21 protein-coding genes are annotated in these 26,453 nt (G+C 44.1%); 14 read left to right on the plus strand and 7 right to left on the minus strand.

Annotated features, from left to right (window positions below; genetic code table 11):
- Positions 1 to 37 precede the first annotated feature (37 nt).
- The 5 genes from tsaD (at position 38) to IE164_RS12065 (ending at position 3,303) form a co-directional block, all read left to right on the plus strand.
- Positions 38 to 1,051, plus strand: coding sequence for a tRNA (adenosine(37)-N6)-threonylcarbamoyltransferase complex transferase subunit TsaD (gene tsaD / locus IE164_RS12045; RefSeq protein WP_189630480.1), 1,014 nt, complete (start codon positions 38 to 40; stop codon positions 1,049 to 1,051).
- 106 nt (positions 1,052 to 1,157) lie between these two features.
- Entirely contained in the window at positions 1,158 to 1,565 is a 408-nt protein-coding gene (locus IE164_RS12050) for a thioesterase family protein (protein ID WP_189630481.1), read from the plus strand.
- A complete protein-coding gene (gene smpB, locus IE164_RS12055; RefSeq protein WP_189630482.1) occupies positions 1,552 to 2,019 on the plus strand; it encodes an SsrA-binding protein SmpB in 468 nt (155 codons plus the stop codon). The genes IE164_RS12050 and smpB overlap by 14 nt, the downstream gene beginning before the upstream one ends.
- Entirely contained in the window at positions 2,019 to 2,804 is a 786-nt protein-coding gene (locus tag IE164_RS12060) for a C40 family peptidase (RefSeq protein ID WP_189630483.1), read from the plus strand. Before smpB ends, IE164_RS12060 begins: the two co-directional genes overlap by 1 nt.
- 1 nt (position 2,805) lies before the next feature.
- On the plus strand, positions 2,806 to 3,303 hold the full coding sequence (locus tag IE164_RS12065; RefSeq protein WP_189630484.1) for an HNH endonuclease: 498 nt from the start codon (positions 2,806 to 2,808) through the stop codon (positions 3,301 to 3,303).
- A gap of 125 nt (positions 3,304 to 3,428) precedes the next feature.
- On the opposite strand, the gene IE164_RS12070 is transcribed toward IE164_RS12065, so the two are convergent.
- Together IE164_RS12070 and IE164_RS12075 are read right to left on the minus strand one after the other, a co-directional pair.
- On the minus strand, positions 3,429 to 5,021 hold the full coding sequence (locus tag IE164_RS12070; RefSeq protein ID WP_189630485.1) for an amidohydrolase: 1,593 nt from the start codon (positions 5,019 to 5,021) through the stop codon (positions 3,429 to 3,431).
- A gap of 106 nt (positions 5,022 to 5,127) precedes the next feature.
- Complete coding sequence (locus IE164_RS12075; protein ID WP_189630486.1) at positions 5,128 to 7,002, minus strand: mucoidy inhibitor MuiA family protein; 1,875 nt, start codon at positions 7,000 to 7,002, stop codon at positions 5,128 to 5,130.
- A 252-nt stretch (positions 7,003 to 7,254) separates the two neighbouring features.
- Between IE164_RS12075 and IE164_RS12080 the strand changes: the two genes are divergently transcribed.
- The gene (locus tag IE164_RS12080; RefSeq protein WP_189630487.1) at positions 7,255 to 7,563 is read left to right on the plus strand and encodes a hypothetical protein; all 309 of its coding nucleotides are present in this window, start codon (positions 7,255 to 7,257) and stop codon (positions 7,561 to 7,563) included.
- 165 nt (positions 7,564 to 7,728) lie between these two features.
- Here IE164_RS12080 and hutI read toward each other — a convergent pair whose 3' ends face one another.
- The 3 genes from hutI to hutH all read right to left on the minus strand — a co-directional run bounded on the left by hutI (position 7,729) and on the right by hutH (position 12,731).
- Positions 7,729 to 8,970 carry an imidazolonepropionase gene (gene hutI, locus IE164_RS12085; protein WP_189630488.1) on the minus strand — a complete coding sequence of 414 codons (1,242 nt, stop codon included), beginning with the start codon at positions 8,968 to 8,970 and terminating at the stop codon, positions 7,729 to 7,731.
- 175 nt (positions 8,971 to 9,145) lie between these two features.
- Positions 9,146 to 11,164, minus strand: a complete 2,019-nt coding sequence (hutU, locus tag IE164_RS12090) for a urocanate hydratase (protein WP_189630489.1) — start codon at positions 11,162 to 11,164, stop codon at positions 9,146 to 9,148.
- Between the two features lie 10 nt (positions 11,165 to 11,174).
- Positions 11,175 to 12,731: a histidine ammonia-lyase gene (hutH, locus tag IE164_RS12095; RefSeq protein WP_189630490.1), complete on the minus strand. Its 1,557-nt coding sequence runs from the start codon at positions 12,729 to 12,731 to the stop codon at positions 11,175 to 11,177.
- Positions 12,732 to 12,970: 239 nt separating this feature from the next.
- Here hutH and IE164_RS12100 point away from each other — a divergent pair, with 239 nt between their 5' ends.
- Both IE164_RS12100 and IE164_RS12105 read left to right on the plus strand, forming a co-directional pair.
- Positions 12,971 to 13,843 (plus strand): LysR family transcriptional regulator, encoded by an 873-nt coding sequence (locus IE164_RS12100; RefSeq protein ID WP_189630491.1) that lies wholly within the window; start codon positions 12,971 to 12,973, stop codon positions 13,841 to 13,843.
- Positions 13,844 to 14,024: 181 nt separating this feature from the next.
- On the plus strand, positions 14,025 to 15,074 hold the full coding sequence (locus IE164_RS12105; protein WP_189630492.1) for a fatty acid desaturase: 1,050 nt from the start codon (positions 14,025 to 14,027) through the stop codon (positions 15,072 to 15,074).
- Between the two features lie 133 nt (positions 15,075 to 15,207).
- On the opposite strand, the gene IE164_RS12110 is transcribed toward IE164_RS12105, so the two are convergent.
- A complete protein-coding gene (locus IE164_RS12110) occupies positions 15,208 to 15,663 on the minus strand; it encodes a RidA family protein (protein WP_189630493.1) in 456 nt (151 codons plus the stop codon).
- A 56-nt stretch (positions 15,664 to 15,719) separates the two neighbouring features.
- Here IE164_RS12110 and glpK point away from each other — a divergent pair, with 56 nt between their 5' ends.
- The gene (gene glpK, locus IE164_RS12115; protein ID WP_189630494.1) at positions 15,720 to 17,207 is read left to right on the plus strand and encodes a glycerol kinase GlpK; all 1,488 of its coding nucleotides are present in this window, start codon (positions 15,720 to 15,722) and stop codon (positions 17,205 to 17,207) included.
- 123 nt (positions 17,208 to 17,330) lie between these two features.
- Positions 17,331 to 18,902: a glycerol-3-phosphate dehydrogenase/oxidase gene (locus IE164_RS12120; protein WP_189630495.1), complete on the plus strand. Its 1,572-nt coding sequence runs from the start codon at positions 17,331 to 17,333 to the stop codon at positions 18,900 to 18,902.
- Positions 18,903 to 18,924: 22 nt separating this feature from the next.
- Here IE164_RS12120 and IE164_RS12125 read toward each other — a convergent pair whose 3' ends face one another.
- Positions 18,925 to 19,377: a hypothetical protein gene (locus IE164_RS12125; protein ID WP_189630496.1), complete on the minus strand. Its 453-nt coding sequence runs from the start codon at positions 19,375 to 19,377 to the stop codon at positions 18,925 to 18,927.
- Between the two features lie 379 nt (positions 19,378 to 19,756).
- Between IE164_RS12125 and IE164_RS12130 the strand changes: the two genes are divergently transcribed.
- Genes IE164_RS12130 through IE164_RS12145 form a run of 4 tightly spaced genes read left to right on the plus strand, consistent with a single transcriptional unit; the run spans position 19,757 to position 26,379 of the window.
- A complete protein-coding gene (locus IE164_RS12130) occupies positions 19,757 to 20,389 on the plus strand; it encodes a TetR/AcrR family transcriptional regulator (protein ID WP_189630497.1) in 633 nt (210 codons plus the stop codon).
- Complete coding sequence (locus IE164_RS12135) at positions 20,373 to 21,719, plus strand: TolC family protein (RefSeq protein WP_189630498.1); 1,347 nt, start codon at positions 20,373 to 20,375, stop codon at positions 21,717 to 21,719. The genes IE164_RS12130 and IE164_RS12135 overlap by 17 nt, the downstream gene beginning before the upstream one ends.
- A gap of 24 nt (positions 21,720 to 21,743) precedes the next feature.
- Positions 21,744 to 22,880 (plus strand): efflux RND transporter periplasmic adaptor subunit, encoded by a 1,137-nt coding sequence (locus IE164_RS12140; protein WP_189630499.1) that lies wholly within the window; start codon positions 21,744 to 21,746, stop codon positions 22,878 to 22,880.
- A 22-nt stretch (positions 22,881 to 22,902) separates the two neighbouring features.
- On the plus strand, positions 22,903 to 26,379 hold the full coding sequence (locus tag IE164_RS12145; RefSeq protein ID WP_189630500.1) for an efflux RND transporter permease subunit: 3,477 nt from the start codon (positions 22,903 to 22,905) through the stop codon (positions 26,377 to 26,379).
- Positions 26,380 to 26,453: the final 74 nt, after the last annotated feature.

The raw sequence follows: 26,453 nt of genomic DNA on the forward strand, positions 1-26,453 counted from the left end.
TTTTTAATAACTTGCGATCTTTTAATTTTCTCCTTCAATGCCTTCCTCTGATATCAAAATCCTGGCCATCGAATCATCTTGTGACGAGACATCTGCGGCTGTTGCAGTCAACGGCAAAGTACTTAATAATATAGTCGCAACACAATCTGTACACGAAAATTATGGTGGTGTTGTGCCTGAGCTGGCCAGCCGTGCCCATCAGCAAAACATTGTGCCAGTTGTAGACCAGGCGCTCAAAAATGCTGCCATAAGTAGAGAAGAGCTTACGGCTGTGGCTTTTACCCGCGGACCAGGGCTTATGGGAGCCTTACTGGTGGGAACTTCTTTTGCCAAAGGCCTTGCTCTGGCACTGGATATTCCGCTTATAGAGGTAAATCATATGCAAGCACATATACTTGCTCATTTTATCGATGATCCTAAGCCTAAGTTTCCATTTCTCTGTTTAACGGTGAGTGGAGGACATACACAAATAGTGTTGGTAAAGGACTACAATCTTATGGAGGTTGTGGGCGAAACTCAAGATGATGCCGTTGGAGAGGCTTTCGATAAGGTGGCCAAGATGCTCGGTCTGGGCTATCCTGGCGGGCCAAAAGTCGATCAGTTGGCGCAGAAAGGGAATCCTAAGGCATTTCAGTTTCCTGAAACCGAAATGCCGGGTCTGGACTATTCATTTAGTGGTATAAAAACGGCTGTGCTTTACTTCTTGAGAGACCAGCTAAAGCAAAACGAAGGTTTTATTGAGGAAAATAAGGCCGATTTAGCAGCTAGCATTCAGAAAACATTGGTGGCTATGCTCTTGCAAAAACTGAGAAAAGCCGCCAGACAATATGGAATTCATCAGATAGCCATAGCCGGAGGCGTATCCGCCAACTCTGGCCTGAGGAATGGCTTGGAGCAAATGGCCGGTAAAGAAGGGTGGGAGGTGTATATTCCTGCTTTTGAGTATTGCACTGATAATGCCGGAATGATAGCTATGGCTGGACATTACAAGTTCCTGGCCAATGAGTTTGTCGACCAAGGTGTTAGTGCTTTACCGCGAATGAAGTTCTGATAGGCGTTTTATCAACCCGAGTTTGGATGATCCAGAGAAGGGTTCGTTTTAGTTTTTACAGTAGTCTATTGCTTGGTTAGGCCAGAATATTGATAAGTGTTGAATCATGAAGAATATTTTCAAACCCGGAGATATCAAAACACACACATACACAGTGAAGCCATCCGATGTGGCCGGTTTTGAATCGGGCGTAGTACATCCGGTTTGCTCTACTTTTGCTCTAGCCAGAGAAATGGAGTGGGTGGGTAGACTTTTTGTACTGGAGTTAAAAGAGGAAGATGAAGAAGGTATTGGTACGATGGTACACATTGAGCACAAAAGTCCGGCTCTTGTAGGGAACCAATTGACCCTTCAGGCAACTATCCATAAATTAGAAAAGAATGAATTGCTCTGTGGTGTTGTGGTAAAGTGTGGTGACAGAGTAATTGCCGAGGGGAGTACCGGACAAAAAGTACTGCCAAAACAAAAGATAAATAAGATTTTCAGTAGTTTAGAAGAGCATGGCAAAAGATAAGAACAGGTTTTCGAACAGTATTAATATAAAAAACAGGAGAGCCAGTTTTGAATATGAACTGATTGATAAATATGTGGCCGGAATGCAACTGATGGGCACGGAAATAAAATCGATCAGAGAGGGAAAGGCAACACTTAGCGATGCCTACTGCTATTTTAAAAAGGGAGAATTGTGGGTAAAGCAGATGCACATTTCGCCTTATGCCCAAGGGTCTCATTATAACCACGACCAAACCCGTGAGAGAAAACTGTTGCTCAATAAACGGGAGTTGGAAAAGCTACTTTCTAAAACGGAAGAGAAAGGGATGTCTATTGTGCCCACCCGACTTTTTATTAGTGAGAGGGGTTTTGCCAAATTAGAAATAGCCTTGGCCAAAGGTAAAAAATTGCACGACAAGCGTGACTCCATTAAGGAGCGCGATGTGAAACGAGATTTACAACGAATGAAATTCTGATGGAAGCATTAGGTTATGGTGTTACCCGGTTGAGTATGGTGCCTGTAAGGGGTGAGCCGGCAGATGCTGCTGAATTGACCTCTCAGTTGCTTTTTGGTGAGCACTATACCGTGTTGGAAGAATCGGAAGACCGCAAATGGCTTAAAGTGGTCAATGCCTTTGATAGTTATGAAGGGTGGATTGACAGAAAGCAGCATCATTCGATTTCCAAAGAATATTACCGTCAGATTAGTGAAACAGAATACAAGATATGCACCGATCTGGTTGCCAAGATTTTGTTCAAACAGCAAATCAATCATATCGTAGCAGGCTCCATTCTACCCCTTTTGAATAATCCTATATTTAAGGAAGAAGAAAATGTGGCGTTCAACGGTACAGCCAAAAGTATGCACCAAAAGTGGGGAGTAGCCACTTTGCTCAACCATGCGGAAAAATATTTAAACAGTCCTTATTTATGGGGAGGAAGGAGTCCGTTTGGTATAGACTGTTCCGGCTTTACTCAAGTGGTATTCAGAACAGCCGGTTACACCTTGCCGCGCGACTCTTCTCAACAGATAGCAAAGGGTAAGGAGGTAGATTTTGCCGATAGAAAAGCGGGCGATTTAGCCTTTTTCACGAATAGCAACGGTAAAATGAACCATGTAGGTTTACTTACCGAACCGGATAGAATCATTCACGCATCAGGAAAGGTTCGCATCGATGTATTCGACCAAAAGGGAATTAAAAACTTAGAACAAAATACTTATACACATCATTTCTTTAAGTTAAAACGGATTATAACCTAGTATGAGGAGAGTATTGGTATTGAATCAGGACTATTCGCCACTCTCAGTCTGTTCGGCCGAACGGGCGTTCCTGCTTCTTTACCTGGAAAAAGCCGAGTTGGTTCATGATGCTCCCGGACATAAGTTTCGCAGTGTCAATGCCGATTTTCCCATGCCATCTGTCATCCGTTTACAACGTTATATCTTTATGCCCTACAAAGGGGTGTTGCTCAACAGGCAGAATATATTTAAGCGCGATGGTCAACAGTGTCAGTATTGTGGAAGGAGCAAAGACCTTACGCTAGACCATGTGCTGCCCAAGTCTAGAGGAGGGAAGTCATCTTGGAGTAATTTGGTAACGGCATGCCAGCGTTGCAATTCGGTTAAAGGTGATAAGACCCCGGAAGAGGCCGGAATGCCCCTTTTTCAAAAGCCATTTAAGCCCTCCTATGTTATGTTTGTGCGCAACTTCAGTGGCTTCACTTCAGAGGAGTGGCTAAAGTATCTTGGGGTGAATTGATCGTGAAAGCTTTTATCTAGAGATGCAAAACTGCATGATTTCCATTGAAGTGTATCGTTTCAAAATGCGAAGCTCTTTAATAAATACATATTAAAGAGCTTCACGGCTTCAGACGATATAAAATCTTAATCCTTTTTTTGAATGGTAGGGTATGTTACCCCCAGTTGTTCGAGATAAGTATTGAATTGCTTTTCGTCATAGTAAAACTTTTCCAGTTGGGGTCTAAATTCATCCATGATTTTCTTGTTCAGATAAACAGGCGGAAGATCATCGGCCCCAATCATGGGTTTGTATTGAGTTTCTTTGCTTTGCACGTTGTTGAAGTAATCCCAGGCCTGATCGACCAGCTCCGGATTTAGCAGAAAGTCAATAATGGTCATGGCCTCTACCTTTGCTCCGGCAGTTGCTCCTTTGTGTGCAATCGGAGTGGCCATTGCTATGGCATTGCTCCAGTGGTGTCCTTGTAGGCCGGGAATATTAGAAGGAAAGCGAAGTGTTACGGTAGGTACTTTCCAGCTTACATCGCCAATATCGTCTGAGCCACCGCTTACGGGAGACTTTACCGGAAGCCCCAAATCAGACAACGTAGTGCTTAGGCCTCGCGGGTTTGAGCCAACCTCTCGCTGTACGGCTCTGGCCAGCGTTTGGTCTTTTTCGTCCCATACAGGAAGTCCCACCTGCTTAATGTTTTCGTACATGGTTTCGGCTATTACTTTGTTGAAGTGTCTAGGCCAGGCTGTTCCCAAGATTCTGGAGCTCATCTCGGTGTCGGTCATCAGTGCAGCTCCTTTGGCAATGTTGTTGGCGGCTTCATACATTTCCATAATACCTTCGTAGGTCACATCGCGAAAGTAGTACCAGATGGATGCTTTCGAGGGTACTACATTGGGCTGATCACCTCCATCGGTTATAATGGAGTGGGATCGTTTTAGAGGGTGTAAGTGCTCACGTTTGTAATTCCAACCTACATTCATTAATTCTACAGCATCGAGGGCCGATCGGCCTCTCCATGGTGCACCGGCTCCATGAGCGGCTTCTCCCTCAAAAGTATATTCTACTGAAATAAGTCCTGTACCAGAGGCTTGTCCGTAAGAAACGGAAAGGTTGCTGCTCACATGAGTGAATATGCACAGGTCGATGTTATCGAAGAGACCATCGCGGGTATACCAGGCTTTTGCGGCTACGAGTTCTTCGGCAATTCCTGGCCACAACACTAATGTTCCTCCAATATTTTCACGTTCCATAACCTGTTTTACAGCCAGAGCAGCAGTAATATTGAGAGGAATACCTGCATTGTGCCCTTCACCATGGCCGGGAGCTCCTTCTACCATGGGTTTGTGATAGGCCACGCCAGGGTATTGAGAGGCTTTGGGAATACAGTCTACATCGCTACCAAGAGCTATGGTAGGGCCTTCCCCGTTGCTCCATGTGGCAAACCAGGCCGTAGGGATTCCTGAAACTGACTCCACAATTTCAAACCCATTTTCTTTAAGAATACCGGTCAGATATCGGGACGATTCGAACTCCTGAAAGCCCAATTCAGCAAAGCTGAAGATTTTATCGATCATGACCTGGGTTTGTTTATGGTTTTGTTCTACCAACTGGGCCACTTCGTTTTTTAGTTTACTAATTTGCTTTGGGCTATATTTCTTTTGGCCAAAGGCTAGTACACTGTAGCAGGTTAGGGCTAGAAGGAGGGTGTATTTTCTTACAGACATTTTTTGTTGTGGTTGATATCAACCAAAATAAGAAAAAAACACTTGTTAAGTTATTGGAATGTGTTGGAGGGTTGTTCGGCTCATTTTTAACCGAACAACCCATTAATCAAAGATCGGTACTGAGCTTAATGTGACTTGGGCAGTCTATTTCGTAGGCAAATTCTATCTCGCGCTTTTCGCCCGGTTGAAGAGTGATCTTCCAACTTACCAAGCCTGTTTTTTCATTGTAAATTCCATCGGTTAAATTGGTAATTCTCACTTTTACTGAGCTTAGGGCAGAAAGCGGAATTTGATCGTAAATGCTAATCGAAACTATGCTTTGCTTAGTGTTAACCACTGTAATGAGATATTTTCTTTCTTCCCGCTTTCTATTTCCAAAGAGCTTGTGTTTTTCGAACTGCTTGAGACGCTGCCTGTTCACAATAATTCCTTCGTCTTTGCCGAGCGAAAGAGACAGGGTGTCAGAGCCAAGGTTGGTGTCAATAATGGATTTGCCAACAAAGCTGTTTTCAAAGTATAGATTTGATTCACCATCCAGCAGTTTAAGGTCTTGCCAATTGGCTACTTGGGCCACCAAATAGGCGTTGGCTCTTATTTTGGGGCTGGTAGAGTAGAGGTACTCTGCATCTATTTCTTTGGTTTGTATTTCTACAGTTTCAGGAATACCTGAAGTAGGTATATCGTATGGAAGTTCTATATCGTAAGCAAAGGTTGTTTCATAATTGATGACATTGATAGGTATGGGGTCCGATTTTTTAGTTAAACTGGAAGCGCCTCTCACTCTTATTCCTGCCACATTACCCTGAAGAGCCGCAGATGCTCCTGTTTTCATTTGTTTTTGTTCTGCCGCATAGCCAGTCACAACCACTTCATTAAGGCTTAATTCTTCCGGGTCCAACAGTATCTTAATTGGTGAATCGGATATTTGTACCTCACGGGTAGTAAAGCCCAAAAGCCTAACTATTAGAGTTGAGGAGCCGTTGGGTACCTGGAGCGAGAAGAAGCCGTTGCTGTCGGTTGTGGTTCCAATGGTTGTGCCCTTTACCATTACCAGAGCTTGAGGTAATGGGAGCCCGTCAGAAGCATCGAATACCTGGCCGGTTATGTCTCCGTTTGCCAAGCCTGATGGCACATGGTTTTGTCCACCAATGTAATAGGGAAAGAGTTGCGGAGCAGTTCCTGTAGACGCTATATCGCCTGAGCTCAGGGTAAGTTTAACGTTCTTCCAGTCTACGCCACTATTCTGAAATACCTTGGCTTTGTAGGTGATTTGGAGTGGGGAGTTTACACTTTTGGCTCGAATGTCATAAGAGGGTATCCAACCAGCCTCAAGTGTCGAATAGCTTATGGAAAGCCATGTTTTTTGAGCTTTTTCAGATTTAATGGTGAGTAGAATTTTGGAGGTAGGGCGCTCCTTAGTGCCACTATTTGCAGCTATTTGGTTGGTAATTGATTCCACTTCTCCGGTTAGGTTTTCAATGGCTTTTTGGGTTGAAAATATATGTTGGGCATTGGTTTTAAGTTTGGTTGAGAAGTATTCTATAGCGCTCTGATAGTCCCGGCCCGAGATGCCTTGACTACCAATGACTTTGGTGTTCTTGTTGAGGATTTCCGCTTCGTTTTTAAGTATTGCCAGTTGCATGTTAAGTACTTCTATAGAGTCGGACAGGCGGTGTCTTTTCTTCCATAAATTTTCTATTGCCTCAGGTGTCTTTTTGTCGAGAAAGTCCATTTCATGCCTCACTGAAAGTATGGTTATGCCTTCGGCTGATATCTGGATGGTGCTTGGGTCTAATTGTCCGCTCAATTGAGTGAGTTCAATTTTTTGCGTGCCTTTTACGAGGTTAACCTGAGCTTTTCTGTAAATCTCTGCTCCCTGAGTAAATACCTTAACCGACTCAATAGTGGAGGTTATTTGGGTTTGTGCCTGAACGGAGCAAGCCAATAGGCCCATGAGGGTTAAAAATGCAATGTGTCTCATAAATTTTGTCTTTAGTTAGGGGTTCCTGATAGTTGAGATGCACAAGCTTTAGTGTTTCCATAACTATCAGTAGAAAAAATATGAGACGGCCGTCTTACCGTTAAGACAATCTATTTGCCATATAACCCCTAATTGAGTCCGATTTTATAATGTAAAATGCTGTCTGGCTTTTGATTTGGGCTGGTTTGGGAAAGCACTAAAGAATACCTTAACTTATGAGAAATTTATGTTCAACGCGAAAACACCACAATTATGGCGATTAAGCAAAGTTTAATAGAAAATAAGAGTTTTATACTTGAAAGCTTACCTACCCAGGAACTGAAAGATGAGTTTTTAAAGAGCCTGGAAAATGCTCCAGATAAGGTTGCCTCCCCAAGTGTAGAAGATCAGTTGAAAGAAGCCCAGGCCCCTGAGCATGTAGGAGAAGAGTTATATGATTCAATTAAAAAGGAGTTGGAGAACTACAAGCCTGCCGCCCCAATGTCTAAAGAAGATGAAAAGAAGGCCATTGAAGAAGAACTCAAGCATGTGTCTAAATCTGATGCCAGCGAGGAGAAGTAGTTTGAGGTATTAAAGCTCTAAATTCCTGATTAGATTATTGGCTGTACCGGGTTTTAGTTATTGTGTACAGCATGGCTAGAAGAAGACCTCTTAAAAGCATTGCTTGCCCCGAACCAAAGTATTGAGTAACCGGGCATGGATTTTTGAGAGGTCTTTTCATTGGTGCTAGATTGTAGGTTTACTAAAAAGCTCCCCGTTAATATATACCCTGTCTATCCAGTCAACACCAAAATTATAGCTGATGGAGTTGAGATTTTTACCCGCTTTGGCCACTATAAAATTGGCTCTTTTTCCTTCAGTAATACTACCAACTTCGTTTTCCAATTCCAGAGCGTAGGCAGCATTGTAGGTTGTGGCATTGAAGGCCTCTTCGGGGAGAAGTCCCATGTTTACTGCGGCCAGGCTATTGGCCAGGCTTAGGTTGAAAGAGGGCGCGGAACCCGGATTAAAATCGGAAGCGATGACAAGTGGCAAACCGCTATCAATAATTTTGCGACCTGGCGTGTAGGGAATTCGGATAAAGAAGGAGCAGCCGGGCAAGGCAACCGGTATGGTGTCTGAATCTTTGAGTAGGTTGATTTCGCTTTCGCTCAAAACCTCCAGATGGTCTACTGTTAAGGCGTTGTATTCTATAGCCTTTTCTATACCTCCGATTGAATTGAATTGGTTGACATGAACCTTGGCTCTAAGGTCAAATTTTTCTCCTGCCTCCAGAATTCTGGACATTTGCTCTACAGTATAGTATCCTTCTTCGCAAAAACAATCAATATAGTCGGCCAATTGCTGGGAGTATATTTCGGGTAACATTTCTTGAATTAGGCTACTCATGTATTTTTCCTTGTCCTTATCGGGAAAGGCATGGGCGCCCAAAAAGGTGGCTTTAATGGGAATAGGGAACTGTTGTGCCAGTTGATTTACTACTTGCAGCATTTTAATTTCTGCTTCCATGCTTAGTCCATAGCCACTTTTTATTTCAATAGCCCCGGTTCCCGAACCAATAGCTTCTTGTAGCCTGAGAGAAGCCCGTTCTGTTAACTCAGAAAGGCTCATTTTCTGCAGTTTTCTGGCCGAGTTGAGTATGCCGCCACCTGCTTCAGCAATCGACTGGTAGTCCATGCCCTTGATTTTCATTACAAATTCTTCATCCCGGTCTTCGGCAAAAACAAGGTGAGTGTGCGAATCTACAAATGTGGGGCAAACCATTCTGCCATTCAGGTCTATGATTTCGGTAGCAGCCGATGCAGCAAAATCATCCATTGAACCGTATGAGGAAATAAGACCGTTTTCTACGGCCATCCAGGCATTTTCTATAGTAGGTACATCGGCCATCATGGCACCCCTTAATATGTTAGTGCCCGATTCTCTTACCTGAATAAGCCGGCCAATATTGATAAAGGTTTTTGTCATAAGCTTGGGTTTGGTTGCATACGAATTGCGTACAACTCAATGATTAGATGAAACCTGATTTTAATTTACAATTAATCGACTCTCTTATCTAAGAATGGCAGCAATTTGTAGTTATACTGCTTAAAGTCTAATGTCGGATTAAGGCGTTTTTCATCATTGACATACATTGCTGCAATTACTCAAAGAGTCCGTTTAGCAACTCCTTGTCTACTAAATTTGGTTGAGTAACTTTTAGTTTCGGTTCGGCCTTCATGGCTCTTTCAATGGTACTCATTGCGTGTGGATTTCTGGCCCAGTTTCTTCTGGCAATTCCGTTGTTTACATCCCAAAAAAGCATGCTTTTTAGTTTGTCATCGGCTTCTGAACTGCCATCGAGTAGCATGCCAAAACCTCCGTTGATTACTTCACCCCAGCCAACGCCACCGCCATTGTGTAGCGAAACCCAGGTGGCTCCTCTAAAGGCATCGCCCACAAAGTTGTGAACGGCCATATCGGCCGTAAACTGCGAGCCGTCATAAATATTGGAAGTCTCGCGGTATGGAGAGTCGGTACCCGATACATCGTGATGATCTCTTCCTAAGACCACAGGTCCAATTTCTCCTTTACGAATGGCCTCATTAAATGCTGAAGCTATGCGCATGCGCCCTTCTGCATCGGCATAGAGAATTCTGGCCTGAGAGCCTACAACGAGCTTATTTTTCTTGGCCTCTTTAACCCAGTGAAGGTTGTCAGAGAGTTGTGGTTTAATTTCTTCTGGTGCTTCATTGAGCATTTGTTGTAGCACCTTAGCGGCAATGGCATCGGTTTTGTCTAAATCTTCCGGTTTGCCAGAAGTACATACCCATCGGAAAGGCCCGAAGCCATAGTCGAAACAGAGCGGTCCCATAATGTCTTGTACATAACTTGGGTATTTATATCCTCCGCCTCCAACTCCTTCTCCGGCCGTTGATGTACTAAACACATCGGCCCCGGCTCTTCCGGCTTCTAGCAAGAAGGCATTGCCATAATCGAAGAAGTAAGTACCATTGGAGGTGTGTTTATTGATGGCAGCGGCATGTCTTCGCAAACTCGCGTATACGGCCTCTTTGAATTGTTCAGGGCCGCTGGCCATTAGGTTGTTGGCTTCTTCATAGTCCATGCCTACGGGATAATAGCCTCCGGCAAAGGGATTGTGCAAAGAGGTTTGATCAGACCCGATATCGATTTTTATACCGGCCTCATGAAATCCCTCCCAAACCTCAACTATGTTGCCCAGATAAGCAAATGAAGTGTTTTGGCCATTCTTTCTAGCTGTTTCTACCTGGGCAATTAGTTGGTCAATTCTATCAATAACCACATCTACCCAGCCTTGTTCCTGCCGTTTGTACGCAGCCTTTGGGTTAACTTCTGCCGTTACTGAAACGAGTCCGGCAATTTTGGCGGCTTTGGGCTGGGCTCCGCTCATTCCTCCTAAACCGGAAGTCACAAACAGTAATCCGCTAAAGTTGCCATCGGGACGTTTCATACGGGCTGCATTGAGCACCGTAATGGTTGTGCCGTGCACAATACCTTGCGGGCCAATGTACATGTACGATCCGGCTGTCATTTGTCCATACTGGGTTACGCCCAGTGCATTGAATTTTTCCCAGTCATCCGGTTTGGAGTAGTTGGGAATCATCATACCATTAGTTACTACCACTCGCGGGGCATTTTGGGAAGAGGGGAAAAGTCCCATGGGGTGACCGGAGTACATAACCAATGTCTGTTCATCGGTCATTTCGGCCAGGTATTGCATAGTGAGCCGGTATTGCGCCCAGTTTTGGAAAACTGCCCCATTGCCGCCATAGGTAATGAGTTCGTAAGGGTGTTGGGCAACCCGATGGTCCAGGTTGTTCTGAATCATGAGCATGATGGCCCGGGCCTGGTCCGATTTGCCCGGATACTCCTTTAGGCTTCTGGCTTTAATCTCATGTTTGGGCATAAACCGGTACATGTAAATACGGCCGAATTGGTTGAGCTCTTGCAGAAACTCAGTGGCCAGAGTTTTGTGCCATGCCTCAGGAAAATAGCGAAGGGCATTTTGCAGTGCCAGCTTTTTCTCCGGAGCGTTCAGTATTTCTTTTCTCTTAGGGGCTCGGTTTACAGAAGCGTCTAATGTCGGATTTTCAGGCAGCTGAGAAGGAATTCCCTGCAATATTTCTTCTTGAAAAGTCATGACGGATGGTTTAATAGTTTTCAAATTCAACATGGAATGGGCTTTCTTTCTGAGCCATTTCAGATTGCGTCAATGCAATTAGCTTGCGTTCTGTAATAATGGTACGAGCCTTCTGAATATCGTCTGCGAAGATGCGGTCTTTGTCGGCATGGTCTATTTTGGTTCTTACATAGGCGTGGCAGGCCTCTAAGGCAGGACCCGACCTGAGTGGTCTTCGGAAGTCGAAGGCCTGAGCGGCACAAAGTAATTCTATGGCCAGTATTTGTTCCAGGTTGCCTATAATCTGTAGTGCTTTTCTTCCACTAATGGAGCCCATGCTCACATGGTCTTCTTGGCCAAGAGAGGTTGGAATGGAGTCGGCACTGGCCGGAAAGCACAGGCTTTTATTTTCTGAAACCAAAGCAGCCGATGTGTATTGCGGAAGCATAAAACCGGAGTTTATGCCTGTGTCGTTCATAAGTAATTGAGGCAAGCCCTCTACTTTACCTTCCAGAGACAGATAAATTCTTCGATCTGAAATGTTGCCAATTTCAGCAGCCGCTAAAGCGGCATAGTCCAGCGGCAGGGCCATTGGCTGACCATGAAAGTTTCCCCCACTAATGGTTTCTTCAGCACTAAGTATAATAGGGTTGTCTGTTACCGCATTGAGTTCTACTTCCAACAGCTCTTTTAGGTGCAGCCAAGCGTTGCGTGAGGAACCATGCACCTGGGGTATACACCGCAAGGAGTAGGGGTCTTGTACACGGCCACAGTTTATATGAGCATTTAGAATTTCCGATCCTTCCAATAGCACTCTTATTCTATGCGCAACGTGCCGGTTGCCCTTAAAAGGTCTTATTTCATGAAGTCTGGGGCTAAACGGTTTTGCACTTCCCATTAGTGCTTCAATCATCATTGCACCTATGATATCGGCATGGCTCAGGCAGTTGTACAGCCGGTCTACCACCATTACGGCATGTGCAGCTATAAATTGGGTACCGTTAATGAGGGCCAAACCTTCTTTGGGACCTAGAGCTACGGGTTGGAGTCCGGTAATCTGAAAAAGACGCTCAGTGCTCATTCTTTCACCCTTAAAATATACCTCGCCCAGTCCAATTAAGGGGAGGAAAAGATGGGCAAGGGGAGCTAGATCGCCCGAAGCTCCTACCGAGCCTTGCTCAGGAACAACCGGGATGGCTTGATTGTCGATGTGCCAAATAATGCGCTCAATAGTGCTTAATTGGATACCTGAAAAGCCTTGAGCCAGGGAGTGGGCCTTAAGAATAAGCATGAGTTGGGCAATGGTGGGGTCAATTGGTTTGCCAACGCCTACACTATGACTTTTCAGAATGTTGTATTGAAGTTCCCTGGTGTCTTTGGCCGATATTTTAGTGGTGCACAGTGGGCCAAAGCCTGTATTGATGCCATACACGGTTCGTTCTCCGGAAACAATATCTTCTACGGCCTGAGCGCTCTTCTCAACCTGTTCGATCGATGATGCCGACAAGGTGCCTTTTGTTTCCCCTTTTGCTATTTGAAGTGCCTTTCCTACAGTGAGAAAGTCAATTCCGTAATTAAAATGTTCCATGTTTTTCCAGATTACTTTCGGTCATTCCGGAAATCTTCTTCTTGAAATTTCAAAAGAAGAAATTGCCCGGAATCTCAGTATCGATTGAGCTACCGTATGAAATAGGCCATTTGAAAAGATATGGTCTGTTTTTCCGGCATGACTTTCTAATACTTTTATCAAGTTTTAATCAAAATTACCTTCTTCACTTAATTCTTAAAAATGATTTATTTTTATGTTTTAATAACTAATAGTGATTAATGGAATTAAGGCATTTAAGGTATTTTCTCACACTGGGTAAGGAGTTGCATTTTGCCAAAGCTGCTGAGAAGCTGTACATCACTCAACCGGCTCTTACCAAGCAAATTCAGCAGTTGGAAGAGGAGTTAAAGGTGAAGCTTTTTGAGCGCACCAAACGAAGGGTTAAGCTTACGGTAGCCGGTGAATATTTACTTACCGAAGCGGAGTACATGCTTAATCATTTAGAGCAGGTAGTAGAGGCTACGCAACGGAAGGCGGAAGGTGAGGAGGGAGAAGTTCGGATTGGCTTTGTGGGGTCGGCTATGCAAAATATTATTCCCAACTTGCTTGAAAAACTTCACCAGAAGCACCCAGGAATTCATACTTCTTTGCAGGAATTGAACAATAGAGACCAGTTGGATGCCCTTAGGCATGATAAGCTCGATATTGCCTTTGTGCGCTTAGTTACTGTGCCGAAAGAGCTGGAAACCCAAGTGGTTTTTGAAGATTCCTTTTCGCTGGTAGTGTCGAAAACACATCCGGTGAGCAGAAGTAATTTTTCCAGCCTGACGCAATTCAGAAAAGAAAATTTCATTCTTTTTTCGAATGACTACAGTCAGGAGTATTACGACAACATCATGAGTATTTTCACCGATCATGGATTTGAGCCCAAGGTCTCCCATCGGTCAGTTCAGGCCAACAGCATTTTCCGTTTGGTAGAAAAGCGATTGGGTGTAGCTATTGTGCCCAGTGCTTTGCAAAGCGGTGTAAACCTGGATATTGAGTTTATTTCATTGGCCCACCTGAGGCAAAGAACGCAACTGATGGCGGTTTGGCATAAACAGAACCGAAATGAAGCTTTAGGCAAGTTTTTGGAGTTATTGTCTGACTAAGGTCTACTTCTTTGAAAGAGAGCACTCTTGGGGCATCGCATGCCATAAGTTATTGATCTAACTACCGTTTTTAGAATGGATAATAACCAGAAATGCATTTTAAACTACTGCATTTAAGGAACGAACTGATTAAATTTGTGTGTTACTAACTCATAGAATAATTTAGAATACCATCTGTTTCATGCAGCATTCACCTTCAGAAAGAATAGTACTAGCCAAAGAGAAGATTCTGGCTTTAAAAAAATACGCACAGGAACATAAAGCCAAGGCTACTATACAAATCATCAATTCGTTTTTACCTTTTCTTGGCCTTTGGACGTTGATGTACATTAGCCTAGATTACAGTTATTGGATTACCCTTGGGCTGGGAGTAGTTAATGCCTTTTTCCTGGTTCGAATTTTCATCATTCAGCACGACTGCGGTCATCAGTCTTTCCTGAGAAACCGAAAGGCTCAGAAAATCATTGGCTACATATGCAGTTATTTCTCCGCTATACCATTCAACTACTGGTCCAAGTCGCACAATGTGCACCACAAGCACAATGGTCAGTTAGAAATGAGAGATATAGGGGATGTGACCACCATGACTGTTGAAGAATTTAAGCAAATGAGTCGATGGGGCCGACTGAAGTACAGAATTTACAGATCGCCCATTGTAATGTTTTTGATTGGCCCGGTGTATTACCTTTTTATTCATAACCGCATTGCTTTTATTAAACTACCCATGTTTCAGAAAGCCAAAAAGTGGTTGGTGCTCAACAACTTTGTAATGCTGGCCATCTTTGTGTTTTTTGGGTTCTTACTGGGCTGGGAAAAATTCCTGCTGGTACACCTGACCATATTGGTGTTGTTTTCCATTATCGCCATCTGGTTTTTTTATGTGCAACATCAACATGAGTATACCTACAAACAGTGGATGAAAAATTGGGACTATGTGACCTCTGCACTCAAAGGCAGTACTTACTATAAGGTTCCCCGATTGTTCAATTGGCTAACGGGAAACATTGGTATACACCATGTGCATCATCTAAACCCGTTTATTCCCAACTACAATCTCAAGAAATGTATTGAGGAGAACCCATGGTTGAATAAGTACACCACCACTATCAACTTTAGGCAAAGTTTAACGCTCATTACCAACAAGCTTTGGGACGAAGCCGAGCAGCGCATGATTAGCTTCCGCGAGTTTTACCGTAAGGAAAAAATGCAGGCTATAAGGGTTAGATCTTAACCTGATTGAAAAGGGGGGCTGTAGTTGTTGACTTTATAGCTCAGCAATTTGGCTTAGGCTAGCGAACTTCTTTTTTTGATACCCCTCACTTTCTCTGCCTTATTGCTCACGTTTCGGGTGGGTTAACGCACAGTTAGTCCACAATGACCGCAATACACTCCACCTCAACAGAAGCGCCTAAGGCCAAACCTTCGGCTCCAAAGGCTGACCGGGCCGGTTTTTTACCGGGAAAGTACTCCACATAAACCTTGTTGAAGTCGCTCCAACGATTAATATCATCTATAAAAACTGTGAACTTAATGGCATGTTCCAGTGAGCTGCCATGTGCTTCCAGCACTTTTTTAATATTCTCCATGGTTTGTCGTGCTTCTGCCTCCAGCCCGCCTTCAACCAACTCCATTTTGCCCGGTTTCATACCAATAACTCCTGAAAGGTAAAGCATGTTATCTACCCGAACAGCATCGCTAAAGGGCAAGCCTAAAGCCGCCATTTCTTCCGACTGATAGTGTTCAATTATTGGGCTGCGACTGGCAGTGTTACAAGACATAAAGAAAATTAATACAAACGATAGGCTGAAGAGTGGTTTCATAGGTTTCTTGAGATCATTTAAAATCATAATTTAGGAATTGATCAATAAAACTTCCCATGTCTGACTATATCATTACCATTGATGCCGGTACAACCAGCGAAAGGGCCATACTTTTCGATAAAAGGGGGCAAGTTGTGAGCACCTCACAGCGTGAATTTCAACAGTTTTACCCAAAGCCCGGTTGGGTAGAACATAGCCCATTGGAGATATGGGAGACACAGAAGTTTACCATCAATGATGTACTGGAAAAACAAGGAGTATCGGCTCAGGATATTGCGGCAATTGGTATTACCAATCAGCGCGAAACCACCCTGGTGTGGGACCGGAAAACAGGCAAATCCATATATAAAGCCATAGTATGGCAAGACAGACGAACCGCAGGGTACTGCGAAGAGCTAAAGGCTGCAGGACATGCCGAGCTCATTCAGCAAAAAACGGGCTTGTTGATTGACGCCTATTTTTCTGCATCTAAAATTCGCTGGATTCTTGATCAGGTGGAGGGTGCCCTGGAACGAGCAGAAAACGGGGAGTTAGCCTTTGGTACGGTAGACTCCTGGTTGCTGTGGAAGTTGACCAACGGAAAGGTGCATGCTACCGATGTTAGTAACGCCAGCCGCACCATGTTGTTTAATATACATAATTTGACATGGGACGATGAACTACTCGACTTATTTGATATTCCTAAGGCCATGTTGCCGGAAGTGAAGCAGAGCAGCGACCTCTATGGGCATACCGCCAAAGAACACTTTGGAGCAGAAATACCCATTGCCGGTATTGCAGGAGACCAACAGTCTGCCCTTTTTGGGCAAATGTGTACTGAGCCGGGCATGGTAAAAAACACTTATGGTACAGGCTGTTTCTTAGTAATGAACACCGGAAAAAAAGCTATAACCTCTAAACATAAACTACTTACCACCATAGCCTGGCAGGTAAATGGAGAGGTAAGTTATGCTTTGGAAGGCAGTATTTTTATTGGAGGTGCCATTGTGCAGTGGCTCCGCGATAATGTGCATTTTGTGGAGTCTTCGGCTGAGATAGAATCTCTGGCGCGCAGTGTAGAAGACAACGGTGGAGTATATTTTGTACCCGGTTTTGTGGGGCTGGGTGCTCCCCATTGGGACCAATATTCTACGGGACTAATGATTGGGTTAACCAGGGGTACTCAAAAAGGGCATATAGCCCGAGCCGCTCTGGAAGCTCTGGCTCTTCAAAGTATGGAGGTGATCACTACAATGGCGCTAGATTCGGGGATTGACTTAAAGGAATTGCGGGTAGACGGAGGGGCATCGGCCAATGATTTATTAATGCAGATCCAGAGCGATGTGACCGGGCTGGATATTGTTAGGCCGGAGATTGTAGAGACCACCGCTCAGGGAGCGGCATTTTTGGCCGGATTGGCCGTTGGCTTTTGGGAGAATATGGATGAGATCAGAGCCATCTGGAAAGCCGATAAGCACTTTAGCCCTTCAGGAAAAGACGTAGAAAAATTAAAACACAACTGGACACGGGCAGTTGAAAGAGCAAAAGCGTGGGTGGAAGAGTGATAGTTGAAATGCCTCGATTTATGGTCAATAGCGGTATTCTTACCACCAGGCCGAATTTGATTAGCGGGGAATTTAATTCTTGACATTAGGTGTTAGATCGCTGGAATATAAAGTAGGGCAATTATGAAACGGGAGAAAATGGTAAAGCGGCTCAAGAAACAAAAGGAGCCCTGGGATATAGTAGTAATTGGCGGTGGAGCTACCGGCTTGGGTGTGGCGGTAGATGCGGCTTCTCGTGGGTATAAAACCCTACTACTGGAACAGCACGACTTCGCCAAGGGTACATCGAGCCGAAGTACAAAGTTGGTGCATGGAGGGGTTCGGTATTTGCAACAAGGTGATATTTCGTTGGTGCTTGAAGCCCTGAAAGAACGAGGACTCATGATCAAAAACGCTCCCCATCTGGTCAAAAATCAGGCGTTTGTTATTCCCAACTATGAGTGGTGGGACGGCCCCTTCTATCAGGTAGGTTTGAAGGTTTACGACCTGATGTCCGGCAAATTAGGCATTGGTTCTTCAAAAAAGCTTTCTAAAGAAGAAACTATAAAATACATACCCACTATTGGGCAGCATGGCCTCAAGGGAGGTGTGGTCTATTACGATGGCCAGTTCGATGATGCCCGAATGGCTCTTTCCCTGGCCAAAACAGCCCGTCAGTTCAATGGTGTAGTACTCAATTACTTTCCCGTGATAGACCTTATTAAAAATGAAGAAGGGATAATTTGCGGTGTAAAAGCCAAAGATCAGGAAACGGGTAAAGTTCACGCCATAAAGGCCCGGGCAGTTATTAATGCTACAGGTGTTTTTGCCGATAAGGTGAAAAAAATGGATGAGCCTGAAGTGAAAGACATGATTCAGCCCAGCCAGGGTATTCATTTGGTGGTGAGTAAGGAATTTTTGCCCGATAAGTATGCCATTATGGTTCCACAAACCAAAGATGGGAGGGTAATGTTTGCCGTGCCCTGGCACGATAAGGTGGTGTTGGGAACTACCGATACCATGCGCGAAAAGCCTGAGTTGGAGCCTAAGGCTCTGGATAGTGAAATAGACTTTATTTTGGAAACCGCAGGGCAGTATTTGTTAAAACAGCCTACCCGTGCCGATGTGTTGAGCGTGTTTTCCGGCCTGCGCCCACTCGCCAAACCCGAAGGGGAGGGCAAGTCGACCAAAGAGATTTCGAGGCATCACAAAGTCATGATTTCGCAGTCGGGGCTTATTACGATTATTGGGGGCAAGTGGACCACCTACAGAAAAATGGCCGAAGACACTGTAGACAATGCCATACTTATTGGAGCCCTGCCCGAGCGTAAATGTATAACCTATAACCTGCCTGTCTATGGTTACGATAAGAACCTGGATATTACCTCAGACCCTCTGGCTGTTTATGGCATAGAAAAATATTCGCTTTTAGAGATGGAGGAAGAAGACCCGACCCTGGCCGAAGTACTCAGTGAAGACTTGCCCCTGAGAAAATCGCAGGTGGTGTGGGCAGTGCGCAACGAAATGGCCAGAACACTGGAAGATATGCTGGCAAGACGAGTGAGAGGACTTTTTCTAAATGCCAGAGAGAGCTTAAGAGTGGCTCCTCAGGTAGCTGCTATTATGGCTGCCGAACTGGGGAAAGACGATGAATGGATTGATGATCAGTTGGAAGAGTTTTCGGAGGTTGCCCGCAACTATATGATCATGAGCTAATGGTTCATTACATAGCAGTGCTTCAATGAATCTCTACCAAGTTGCGCATATCAGTAGTGCCCAGTCGTTTCACAACAATTTCTCCATCTTTAAATTCTAAGAGAACGATGGCCGAAATTTTATCCGATTGACCCTTCCACTTCAGGTTTTCATTCACATTAGCTTCCAGATTCATTTTTTTAAGCTTCATATTGGTGTCGTTTCTAACACTCATTAGGCACGACCCACCCTTGCGGTCTACGAGAATTTGCAAGCCCAGAAAACCTTCTGCTTTTTTAAGCATTTTATAGTCCCAACCGGAGGTAATCACCGATTTGAGTTTTTCATTGTCTATTTCAGCAATTATTCTGGTTTCCTCATACTTAAACTCGTCCAGGTAGCAGTTTTCAAACCGCTCAGGATATACATACTGACCATAAAGGCCGGGAAGACATAAAAATGTAAATAGCATGCCGTAAAAAGCTGATCGTCTCATAAAATAAAGTTCGGAAGTTTCCGGCTTATGGCAAAACCACTTTCCAAATACCAAAAATTACGATCGGTTTTGTCCCCGAAGACGGGCACGCTTCGCTCGTCAAATGAAGATTTGTCCGGATGTCAGAAAAAAAAACATAACCCAATAAAATTTTTACAAAGGGGATTTTGGAGGTTGATGCCTATTGAAAAACTGTATTTGTGTAATCTGAATGACGATTTAGTAACCAGTTAAGAAGAATTTTATTTGGTGTAGTAAATCGTTTGCAAAGAAAAATTTTGAAAAAAAGTGAAAATCCCTTGAACCATTTACTGGTTATGTGCGTCTATCAGGAAGTTGGAAACTTTGGGTAACCTTAAAGTTTCCCTAGTATCAAACCATGGAAGTAAGAGATAAGATTGTAGAAAAGGCCGGAGAACTCATGTTAATGTACGGTATTCGTACGGTAACAATGGACGATATCTCCAGAGATCTCGGCATTTCGAAAAAGACCATTTACCAATATTTTAAGGATAAGAAAGACCTGGTAAATACCATAACAGCCCTGCATCTGGATATTGAGAAGTCTCGGTTCGAATCTACCGAACTAAGAAGCGAGAACAGTGTGCATGAACTTATACTTATTTCTCAATGCCTGCGCGAGTCTATCAAAGACATGCGTATGAACGTGCTCAACGACCTGCAGAAGTTTTATCCGGAAGCCTGGAAAATGTTTGAAAACTTTAAACGCAATACCATGCTTTGTTCCATTACCCGGGTAATTATAAAAGGTCAGGAAGAGGGGTATTTCAGGAAAGAGATAGACCCACACCTAATTTCTATAATGCGCATGGAGCAGGTACACACATTTATTATTAACCAGAATCTTTATCCAAAAGAGAAATACACCCTTGCAGAGGTGCAAATGCAGTTGTTCGATCATTTCGTGCACGGCCTGTTCACCCCTGCAGGTTATCAACTTTTTAACCAGTACACAACAGCAAAACTCAAATCAAATGAAACGCTCAGTTAAGAGAGTAAGCGCTTTACTACTGATGCTTCTTACGGCAGTTTCCGTAAGCGCTCAGGAATCATTTTCTCTTGAAGAGGCCATTCAATATGCGCTGCAAAACAATGAGAATTTGAAAATTGCGATGGTAAATACCAGCGATGCGGAGGCCCAGGTGGGTGAAACACGTGCCGATGGTCTGCCACAAATCAATGCCAATTTTGGCTATACGAACAATACGCAAATTCCGGTAAACATTGTACCGGCCAATGTGTTCGATCCCAATGCTCCTGAAGGTGCCACTGCAGCCATTCGCTTTGGTGTTCAACACCAGGGGCAGTTTGGAGTAAATGCCTCTCAGATGATCTGGGATGGCTCCTTTTTTATCGGCCTCAAAGCTGCTAAAACCCTTCGCGAGAAGGTTGTGGTAGACGAACTCAAGGTTCGGGAAGATGTAATTGAGCAGGTTACAAAAGCCTATTATCTGGTGCTGGTCAATCAGGTTCGAACCAACCTGATTGAAGCCAATATTGCCACGCTCGATTCTACCCTGAGAGAAACCAGAGCTTTGTATGAAAATGGGTTTGCTGAGAAAATTGATGTGAGCAGAATTCAGGTACAGCTCAATAACCTGAAGGCCGAACGCAGCGGAGTAGATCAGGCCATATTGGCAAGCAAAAATCTACTCAAGTTTGCCATGGGAATGCCGGTAGAAACTCCAATTACACTATCGGAAGAGCTCGATAATTTTGATTTTGAGTATTCGGCTTCTGAGGTAGATGCTTTCTCGGTAGGCGATCGGCTGGAACTACAGCAAGTAGAGTTTCTGAAACGTTTGGCAGAGCTAGACATTAAGAATACCTATTCTCAATACATTCCTAAAGTGAGTTTTACAGCCGCCTGGGGAAGAAATACCGGAAACGATCAGTTTGGCAACCTTTGGAACGAAAACCGACAATGGTTTACCAACTCCAATATTGGACTCAATATTAGTATTCCGGTGTTTGACGGACTCAGAAAGAAGTATACGGTGGAGCGCAAGAAGTATCAGCTAGAAACGCTCAACTATCAGCAGTCGCTGCTATCCAATAGTCTTAGACAGCAACTTATAAACTCAAAAATGGCTCTCGATGTAAACCTCGAAAGGCTGGCGGTTCAGGAAGATAATCTGGAACTAGCCCAGGAGGTAGTGGAAGTTACACGTGCAAAATATACTGCAGGTGTTGGTTCTAACCTTGAGCTCATAGATGCAGAACAATCTTACAAAGTGGCCGAGGTCAACTACCTCACCGCCTTATATGACGCCATTGTGGCAAAAATTGATTTAGACAAAGCCCTGGGCAAACTCAACTAACAACAACCAAGAAAAAATTAAGCAATGAAATCGTTAAGAATCTCTACACTTTTTATCATGGCCGCTGTATTAGTAGCGAGCTGTGGGCAGGGTGAAGGCACACTTGAAGATAAAAAAGAACGCCTCAATGCTGCCAAAGAAGAAATTAAGGCCTTACAAAATGAAGTAGCTACACTGGAAAAGGAGATAGCTGCTCAAGACCCTGAGTTTGGTAAGGTAAAAGAAAACGCTACCCTTATTACTACTGTGGTAGCCAACAAAGAAGACTTCAGTCATAAAATTGAAGTTAGAGGCAATGTGCAGTCAAGAACCAATGTGTTCATTAGTGCCGAAACCATGGGACAGCTTACCGCTGTAAATGTGGTTGAAGGACAGTATGTAAACAAAGGCCAGGTTTTGGCAACCATCGATTCTGAAACTCTTGAGAAGAACATTGAGGAGGTAAAGAATCAGTTGGAGTTTGCGACCACCGTTTTCGAAAAAAGAGACCGCTTGTGGAAGCAAAATATTGGTACCGAAATAGACTATTTGCAGGCCAAGAACAACAAAGAGTCGTTGGAGAAGTCTTTGGCTACTTTACAAACTCAGTTGGAAAAGACCAAAATTAAAGCACCGTTTTCAGGCACTATAGAGCAAGTTCCGGCCAGTGCAGGTCAGGTGGTGCAACCGGGCACTCCCATTGCTTTTTTGGTAAGCAACCAGAATATGTACATTACGGCTGAAGTATCTGAGGCCTACATTGGAAAGTTTAAGAGAGGAGATAAGGTCAAAGTAAGCCTTCCGGCTTTAGGAGCAGAGTTCGAAAGCACCATAAGCACAGTAGGTAGTGTAATCAACCAGGCCAGCAGAACTTTTACCGTAGAAGTAAAACTGCCTAACGTGGCCGAATACCTAAAAACTAACCTCGTAGCCATTGTTCAACTCACAGACTATCAAGTAGACGAAGCTGTGGTTATTCCATCCAGAATTATACAAGAAGACTTTGAAGGCAACTTTGTATACAAAGTCAATGGAAAGAAGGCCGAGAAAATTCATGTGACCTTAGGCAAAACCTATGATGGTAAGTCAGAAGTTTTGGCCGGACTAAATGGTGGAGAGACCATCGTAGACAAAGGCAACAGAAGTATTGCCGATGGCACCATTGTTAGTGTTCAAAACTAATCACACTTAAGAAATCACCATTATGGCAGATGATAAACAAAAAATTGTAGATAAAGAGTTTGGGCTCACCTCCCTCTCTCTGCGCAATAAGATCACCGTTTATGTGCTGACCTTACTAATTACTGTAGCAGGTATATATTCCTACATTACCCTACCCAAAGAGAATTTTCCGGAGGTAGAACAGCCAACAGTTTATGTAAGTACCGTACACCCCGGTAACTCTCCCGAAGATATGGAGAGCCTCATTACCCGTGAGTTGGAGAAGGAGATCAACACCATAGAAGGGGTTGATAACATTCAATCTACTTCTGTTCAAGACTACTCAGCTATTGTTATTGAGTTTCAGGTTGGAATAGATGTAGATGAGGCGGTAATTGATGTGAAAGACGCGGTAGACCGTGCCAAATCCGAATTGCCAAGCGATCTGAAAAGCGACCCGGAAGTAATTAAGTTTAGCTTTTCAGAGAACTTCCCCATACTTAATATTAACCTTACCGATCCCAGCAAAACTCTCGATGAGCTGAATGATATTGCTGAGTATCTGGAAGATGAAATCGAGAAATTTCCTGAAGTATCGAAAGTCAATATTGTTGGGGTAGATGAGAAGGAAGTTGAAATAAAAGTAGACCCGTTTAAACTAGAAGCCAGAAAGGTAACTTTTCAAGACATTGAGAATGCTATTTCGGCTGAGAACGTGACCCTTTCGGGAGGAAACGTGATTCAGGATGGCTTAAGAAGAAACGTACGGGTGGTGGGAGAGTTTGATGACCCCAGCCAGCTTGAAGAAGTTATCATTAGCAATGAAGATGGTAACATAGTCTATCTGAAAGATGTAGCCACCGTAGAGTTCGGTTACAAAGACAAGCAGAACTATGCTCGTTTGGATCTGAACCCGGTAGTGAAAATAGACGTGATGAAACGAAGTGGCGAAAACCTATTGGTGGCCACCGACAAAATCATGAACCTGATTCAGGAGAGCCGCGACAAAGGAGCCATACCTGAAAGTGTTAAAGTGACCATTACCAACGATCAGTCTAAAGACACTCGTGAGCAGGTAAGCTCTTTAGGTAACAACATTATTTTTGGAGTAATTCTCGTAGTTACGGTACTGCTGTTCTTCTTGGGTACCAGAAACTCTCTGTTTGTGGGTATGGCCATTCCGTTGTCTATGTTCATGGCGTTAATGATTCTTGGGCTTTCGGGCATCACCATTAACACTATGACTCTTTTTGCCCTCATTATGGCTTTGGGTATGCTCGTAGACAACGGTATTGTGGTGGTTGAAAACGTATACCGTCTGATGGAGGAGGGATTGAGCCCAATGGCTGCGACCAGACGTGGAGTTGGAGAAGTGGCCTTGCCTATTATTTCTTCAACAGCTACTACTCTTGCGGCCTTTGTGCCACTGGCTTTCTGGCCGGGCATAATCGGAGAGTTTATGCTCTACTTGCCGCTAACACTCATGATCACCCTGGGGTCTTCACTATTCGTGGCCCTGGTTATTAACCCTGTGTTCATTGCTTCATTTATGCGGGTGGATGGAACCAGAGTGATCGACAACAAAAAAGTGATTATAAGATCGACCATTGCTATTGTAGTGGGAGCAGTGTTTGCCCTTGGTTTGGAGCTCATAATGTTTGGCAACCTGCTCATGCTCATAGGAGTAATTACACTTCTCAATGTCTATGTGTTGGGGCCATTGTCCAGAAAGTTTCAGGCTACTGTGTTGCCGGCTTTGGAGAATCGCTATGAGAAAATATTGAAATCGGCCGTAAGACATCCGTTCCTCTACCTGGGTGGAGCCTTTGGTTTGCTGTTTCTCTCACTGGGCATTTTTGCCACCAACACGCCCAATGTTATTTTCTTCCCTGAGAACGAGCCGCGCTATGTCAATGTGTTTGTGGAGTTTCCGGTTGGTACTGACATTGAGAAAACCAACACATTTGCCCAAAACATAGAAGAGCAGGTGCTAGAAATTATTAAGCCCTACGAGTCTATTGTAGAGTCAGTTACCACCAACGTGTCGCAAGGAGCGGCCGACCCCAACGACCCAACGGCCGTAGGTCAGTCTGAAGAGCCTCACAAGGCACGGATTACGGTGAACTTTATTGAAAGTAAGCTGCGTGGCGACCTGAATACGAAAGATGTAATGGAGGCCATTCGCGAGCAGGTAAAACTGGAGCCTGGAGTAACCCTAACTGTAGACAAGGATGCTGCCGGTCCTCCAACGGGAAAGCCCATTAACCTGGAGATAATTGGTGAAGATTTGGAAACCCTGATTAGTCTTGGCGAGCGCGTTAAACAGCGCATCGATGAGTCCGGAATTGAGGGGATTGAGCAACTTAAGAGTTCTCTTGAGTTGGGTAAGCCCGAGTTGGTTATTGAAATAGACAGAGACAATGCTCGCAGGTTTGGACTCAGTACCTATTCTGTAGCCAATGAAATCCGTACGGCTCTTTTTGGTAAAGAGGTATCGAAATACAAAGAGGGAGAAGATAGCTACGAGATTAATGTTCGGTTGAATCAGGATTACAGATACGATATAGATGCTCTGCTTAACAAGAACATTACGTTTAGAGACCAGAGCAGTGGTCGTTTGGTGCAGGTGCCTATTTCTGCCGTAGCCGATGTGCGCTACAGCTCAACCTATGGTTCTATTAAGCGAAAAGATCTCGATAGGGTAGTAACGCTTAGTTCCAACGTGTTGGGAGGTTATAACCCCACAGAAATTAACAACCAATTGAAAGAACTCATGGCCGATTTTCCAATGCCCAATGGCTATAGCTATGCCTTTACCGGAGAGCAGGAAGAACAGGCCGAAAACATGGCTTTCCTTTCCAAGGCATTGTTGATTGCCGTGTTTATGATTTTCCTAATCATTGTTTCGCAGTTCAATAAAATTACGGCTCCGTTTATAATCATGATTTCCGTATTGCTAAGTACGGTGGGGGTATTCCTCGGCCTGGTAGCTTTTAATATGGACTTTGTGGTAATTATGACCATGGTGGGTATTATTGCCTTGGCAGGGGTTGTAGTGAACAATGCCATTGTATTGATCGACTTTATTGAGTTGACCAGAAAAAGAAAGAGACGTGAGTTGGGGCTTGATGAAGAAGATGGAAGGCTGCCTATGGAAGAGGTTGTCGACTCCATAATTATTGCCGGTAAAACAAGGCTGCGTCCGGTATTGCTCACGGCCATTACCACCATCTTAGGTCTGGTTCCGTTGGCTATAGGTTTAAACATTGATTTTATTGGCGCATTTGCAAACTACAATGCCGACTTCTACATAGGAGGAGATAACGTAGTCTTCTGGGGCCCAATGTCCTGGACGATTATATTCGGTCTTACGTTTGCTACTTTCTTTACCCTCATTATAGTGCCAACCGCCTACCTCATTGCCGATAAGGTAATGTACAGGATTGCTAAATGGAGGGGAGATGTTTCCGTTTTAGATATGAGTGATCATTCGGGCGATAAAAAAGAAGTTTTGGCCTGATGTTTGTTCTTAAAGATAACGTGGTGATTAGATTCCCAAGTTAGGGAGTCATTCATAGTTAAGGTTGATTTGGT

Origin of the sequence: Roseivirga thermotolerans, assembly GCF_014653175.1 — a bacterium.
Lineage (GTDB): Bacteria > Bacteroidota > Bacteroidia > Cytophagales > Cyclobacteriaceae > Roseivirga > Roseivirga thermotolerans.

Excerpts from the sequence above, each read along its gene's own strand:
- tsaD (WP_189630480.1), top strand. The coding sequence starts at position 38 with ATGCCTTCCTCTGATATCAAAATCCTGGCCATCGAATCATCTTGTGAC.
- IE164_RS12050 (WP_189630481.1), top strand. The coding sequence starts at position 1,158 with ATGAAGAATATTTTCAAACCCGGAGATATCAAAACACACACATACACA.
- smpB (WP_189630482.1), top strand. The coding sequence starts at position 1,552 with ATGGCAAAAGATAAGAACAGGTTTTCGAACAGTATTAATATAAAAAAC.
- IE164_RS12060 (WP_189630483.1), top strand. The coding sequence starts at position 2,019 with ATGGAAGCATTAGGTTATGGTGTTACCCGGTTGAGTATGGTGCCTGTA.
- IE164_RS12065 (WP_189630484.1), top strand. The coding sequence starts at position 2,806 with ATGAGGAGAGTATTGGTATTGAATCAGGACTATTCGCCACTCTCAGTC.
- IE164_RS12070 (WP_189630485.1), bottom strand. The coding sequence starts at position 5,021 with ATGTCTGTAAGAAAATACACCCTCCTTCTAGCCCTAACCTGCTACAGT.
- IE164_RS12075 (WP_189630486.1), bottom strand. The coding sequence starts at position 7,002 with ATGAGACACATTGCATTTTTAACCCTCATGGGCCTATTGGCTTGCTCC.
- IE164_RS12080 (WP_189630487.1), top strand. The coding sequence starts at position 7,255 with ATGGCGATTAAGCAAAGTTTAATAGAAAATAAGAGTTTTATACTTGAA.
- hutI (WP_189630488.1), bottom strand. The coding sequence starts at position 8,970 with ATGACAAAAACCTTTATCAATATTGGCCGGCTTATTCAGGTAAGAGAA.
- hutU (WP_189630489.1), bottom strand. The coding sequence starts at position 11,164 with ATGACTTTTCAAGAAGAAATATTGCAGGGAATTCCTTCTCAGCTGCCT.
- hutH (WP_189630490.1), bottom strand. The coding sequence starts at position 12,731 with ATGGAACATTTTAATTACGGAATTGACTTTCTCACTGTAGGAAAGGCA.
- IE164_RS12100 (WP_189630491.1), top strand. The coding sequence starts at position 12,971 with ATGGAATTAAGGCATTTAAGGTATTTTCTCACACTGGGTAAGGAGTTG.
- IE164_RS12105 (WP_189630492.1), top strand. The coding sequence starts at position 14,025 with ATGCAGCATTCACCTTCAGAAAGAATAGTACTAGCCAAAGAGAAGATT.
- IE164_RS12110 (WP_189630493.1), bottom strand. The coding sequence starts at position 15,663 with ATGAAACCACTCTTCAGCCTATCGTTTGTATTAATTTTCTTTATGTCT.
- glpK (WP_189630494.1), top strand. The coding sequence starts at position 15,720 with ATGTCTGACTATATCATTACCATTGATGCCGGTACAACCAGCGAAAGG.
- IE164_RS12120 (WP_189630495.1), top strand. The coding sequence starts at position 17,331 with ATGAAACGGGAGAAAATGGTAAAGCGGCTCAAGAAACAAAAGGAGCCC.
- IE164_RS12125 (WP_189630496.1), bottom strand. The coding sequence starts at position 19,377 with ATGAGACGATCAGCTTTTTACGGCATGCTATTTACATTTTTATGTCTT.
- IE164_RS12130 (WP_189630497.1), top strand. The coding sequence starts at position 19,757 with ATGGAAGTAAGAGATAAGATTGTAGAAAAGGCCGGAGAACTCATGTTA.
- IE164_RS12135 (WP_189630498.1), top strand. The coding sequence starts at position 20,373 with ATGAAACGCTCAGTTAAGAGAGTAAGCGCTTTACTACTGATGCTTCTT.
- IE164_RS12140 (WP_189630499.1), top strand. The coding sequence starts at position 21,744 with ATGAAATCGTTAAGAATCTCTACACTTTTTATCATGGCCGCTGTATTA.
- IE164_RS12145 (WP_189630500.1), top strand. The coding sequence starts at position 22,903 with ATGGCAGATGATAAACAAAAAATTGTAGATAAAGAGTTTGGGCTCACC.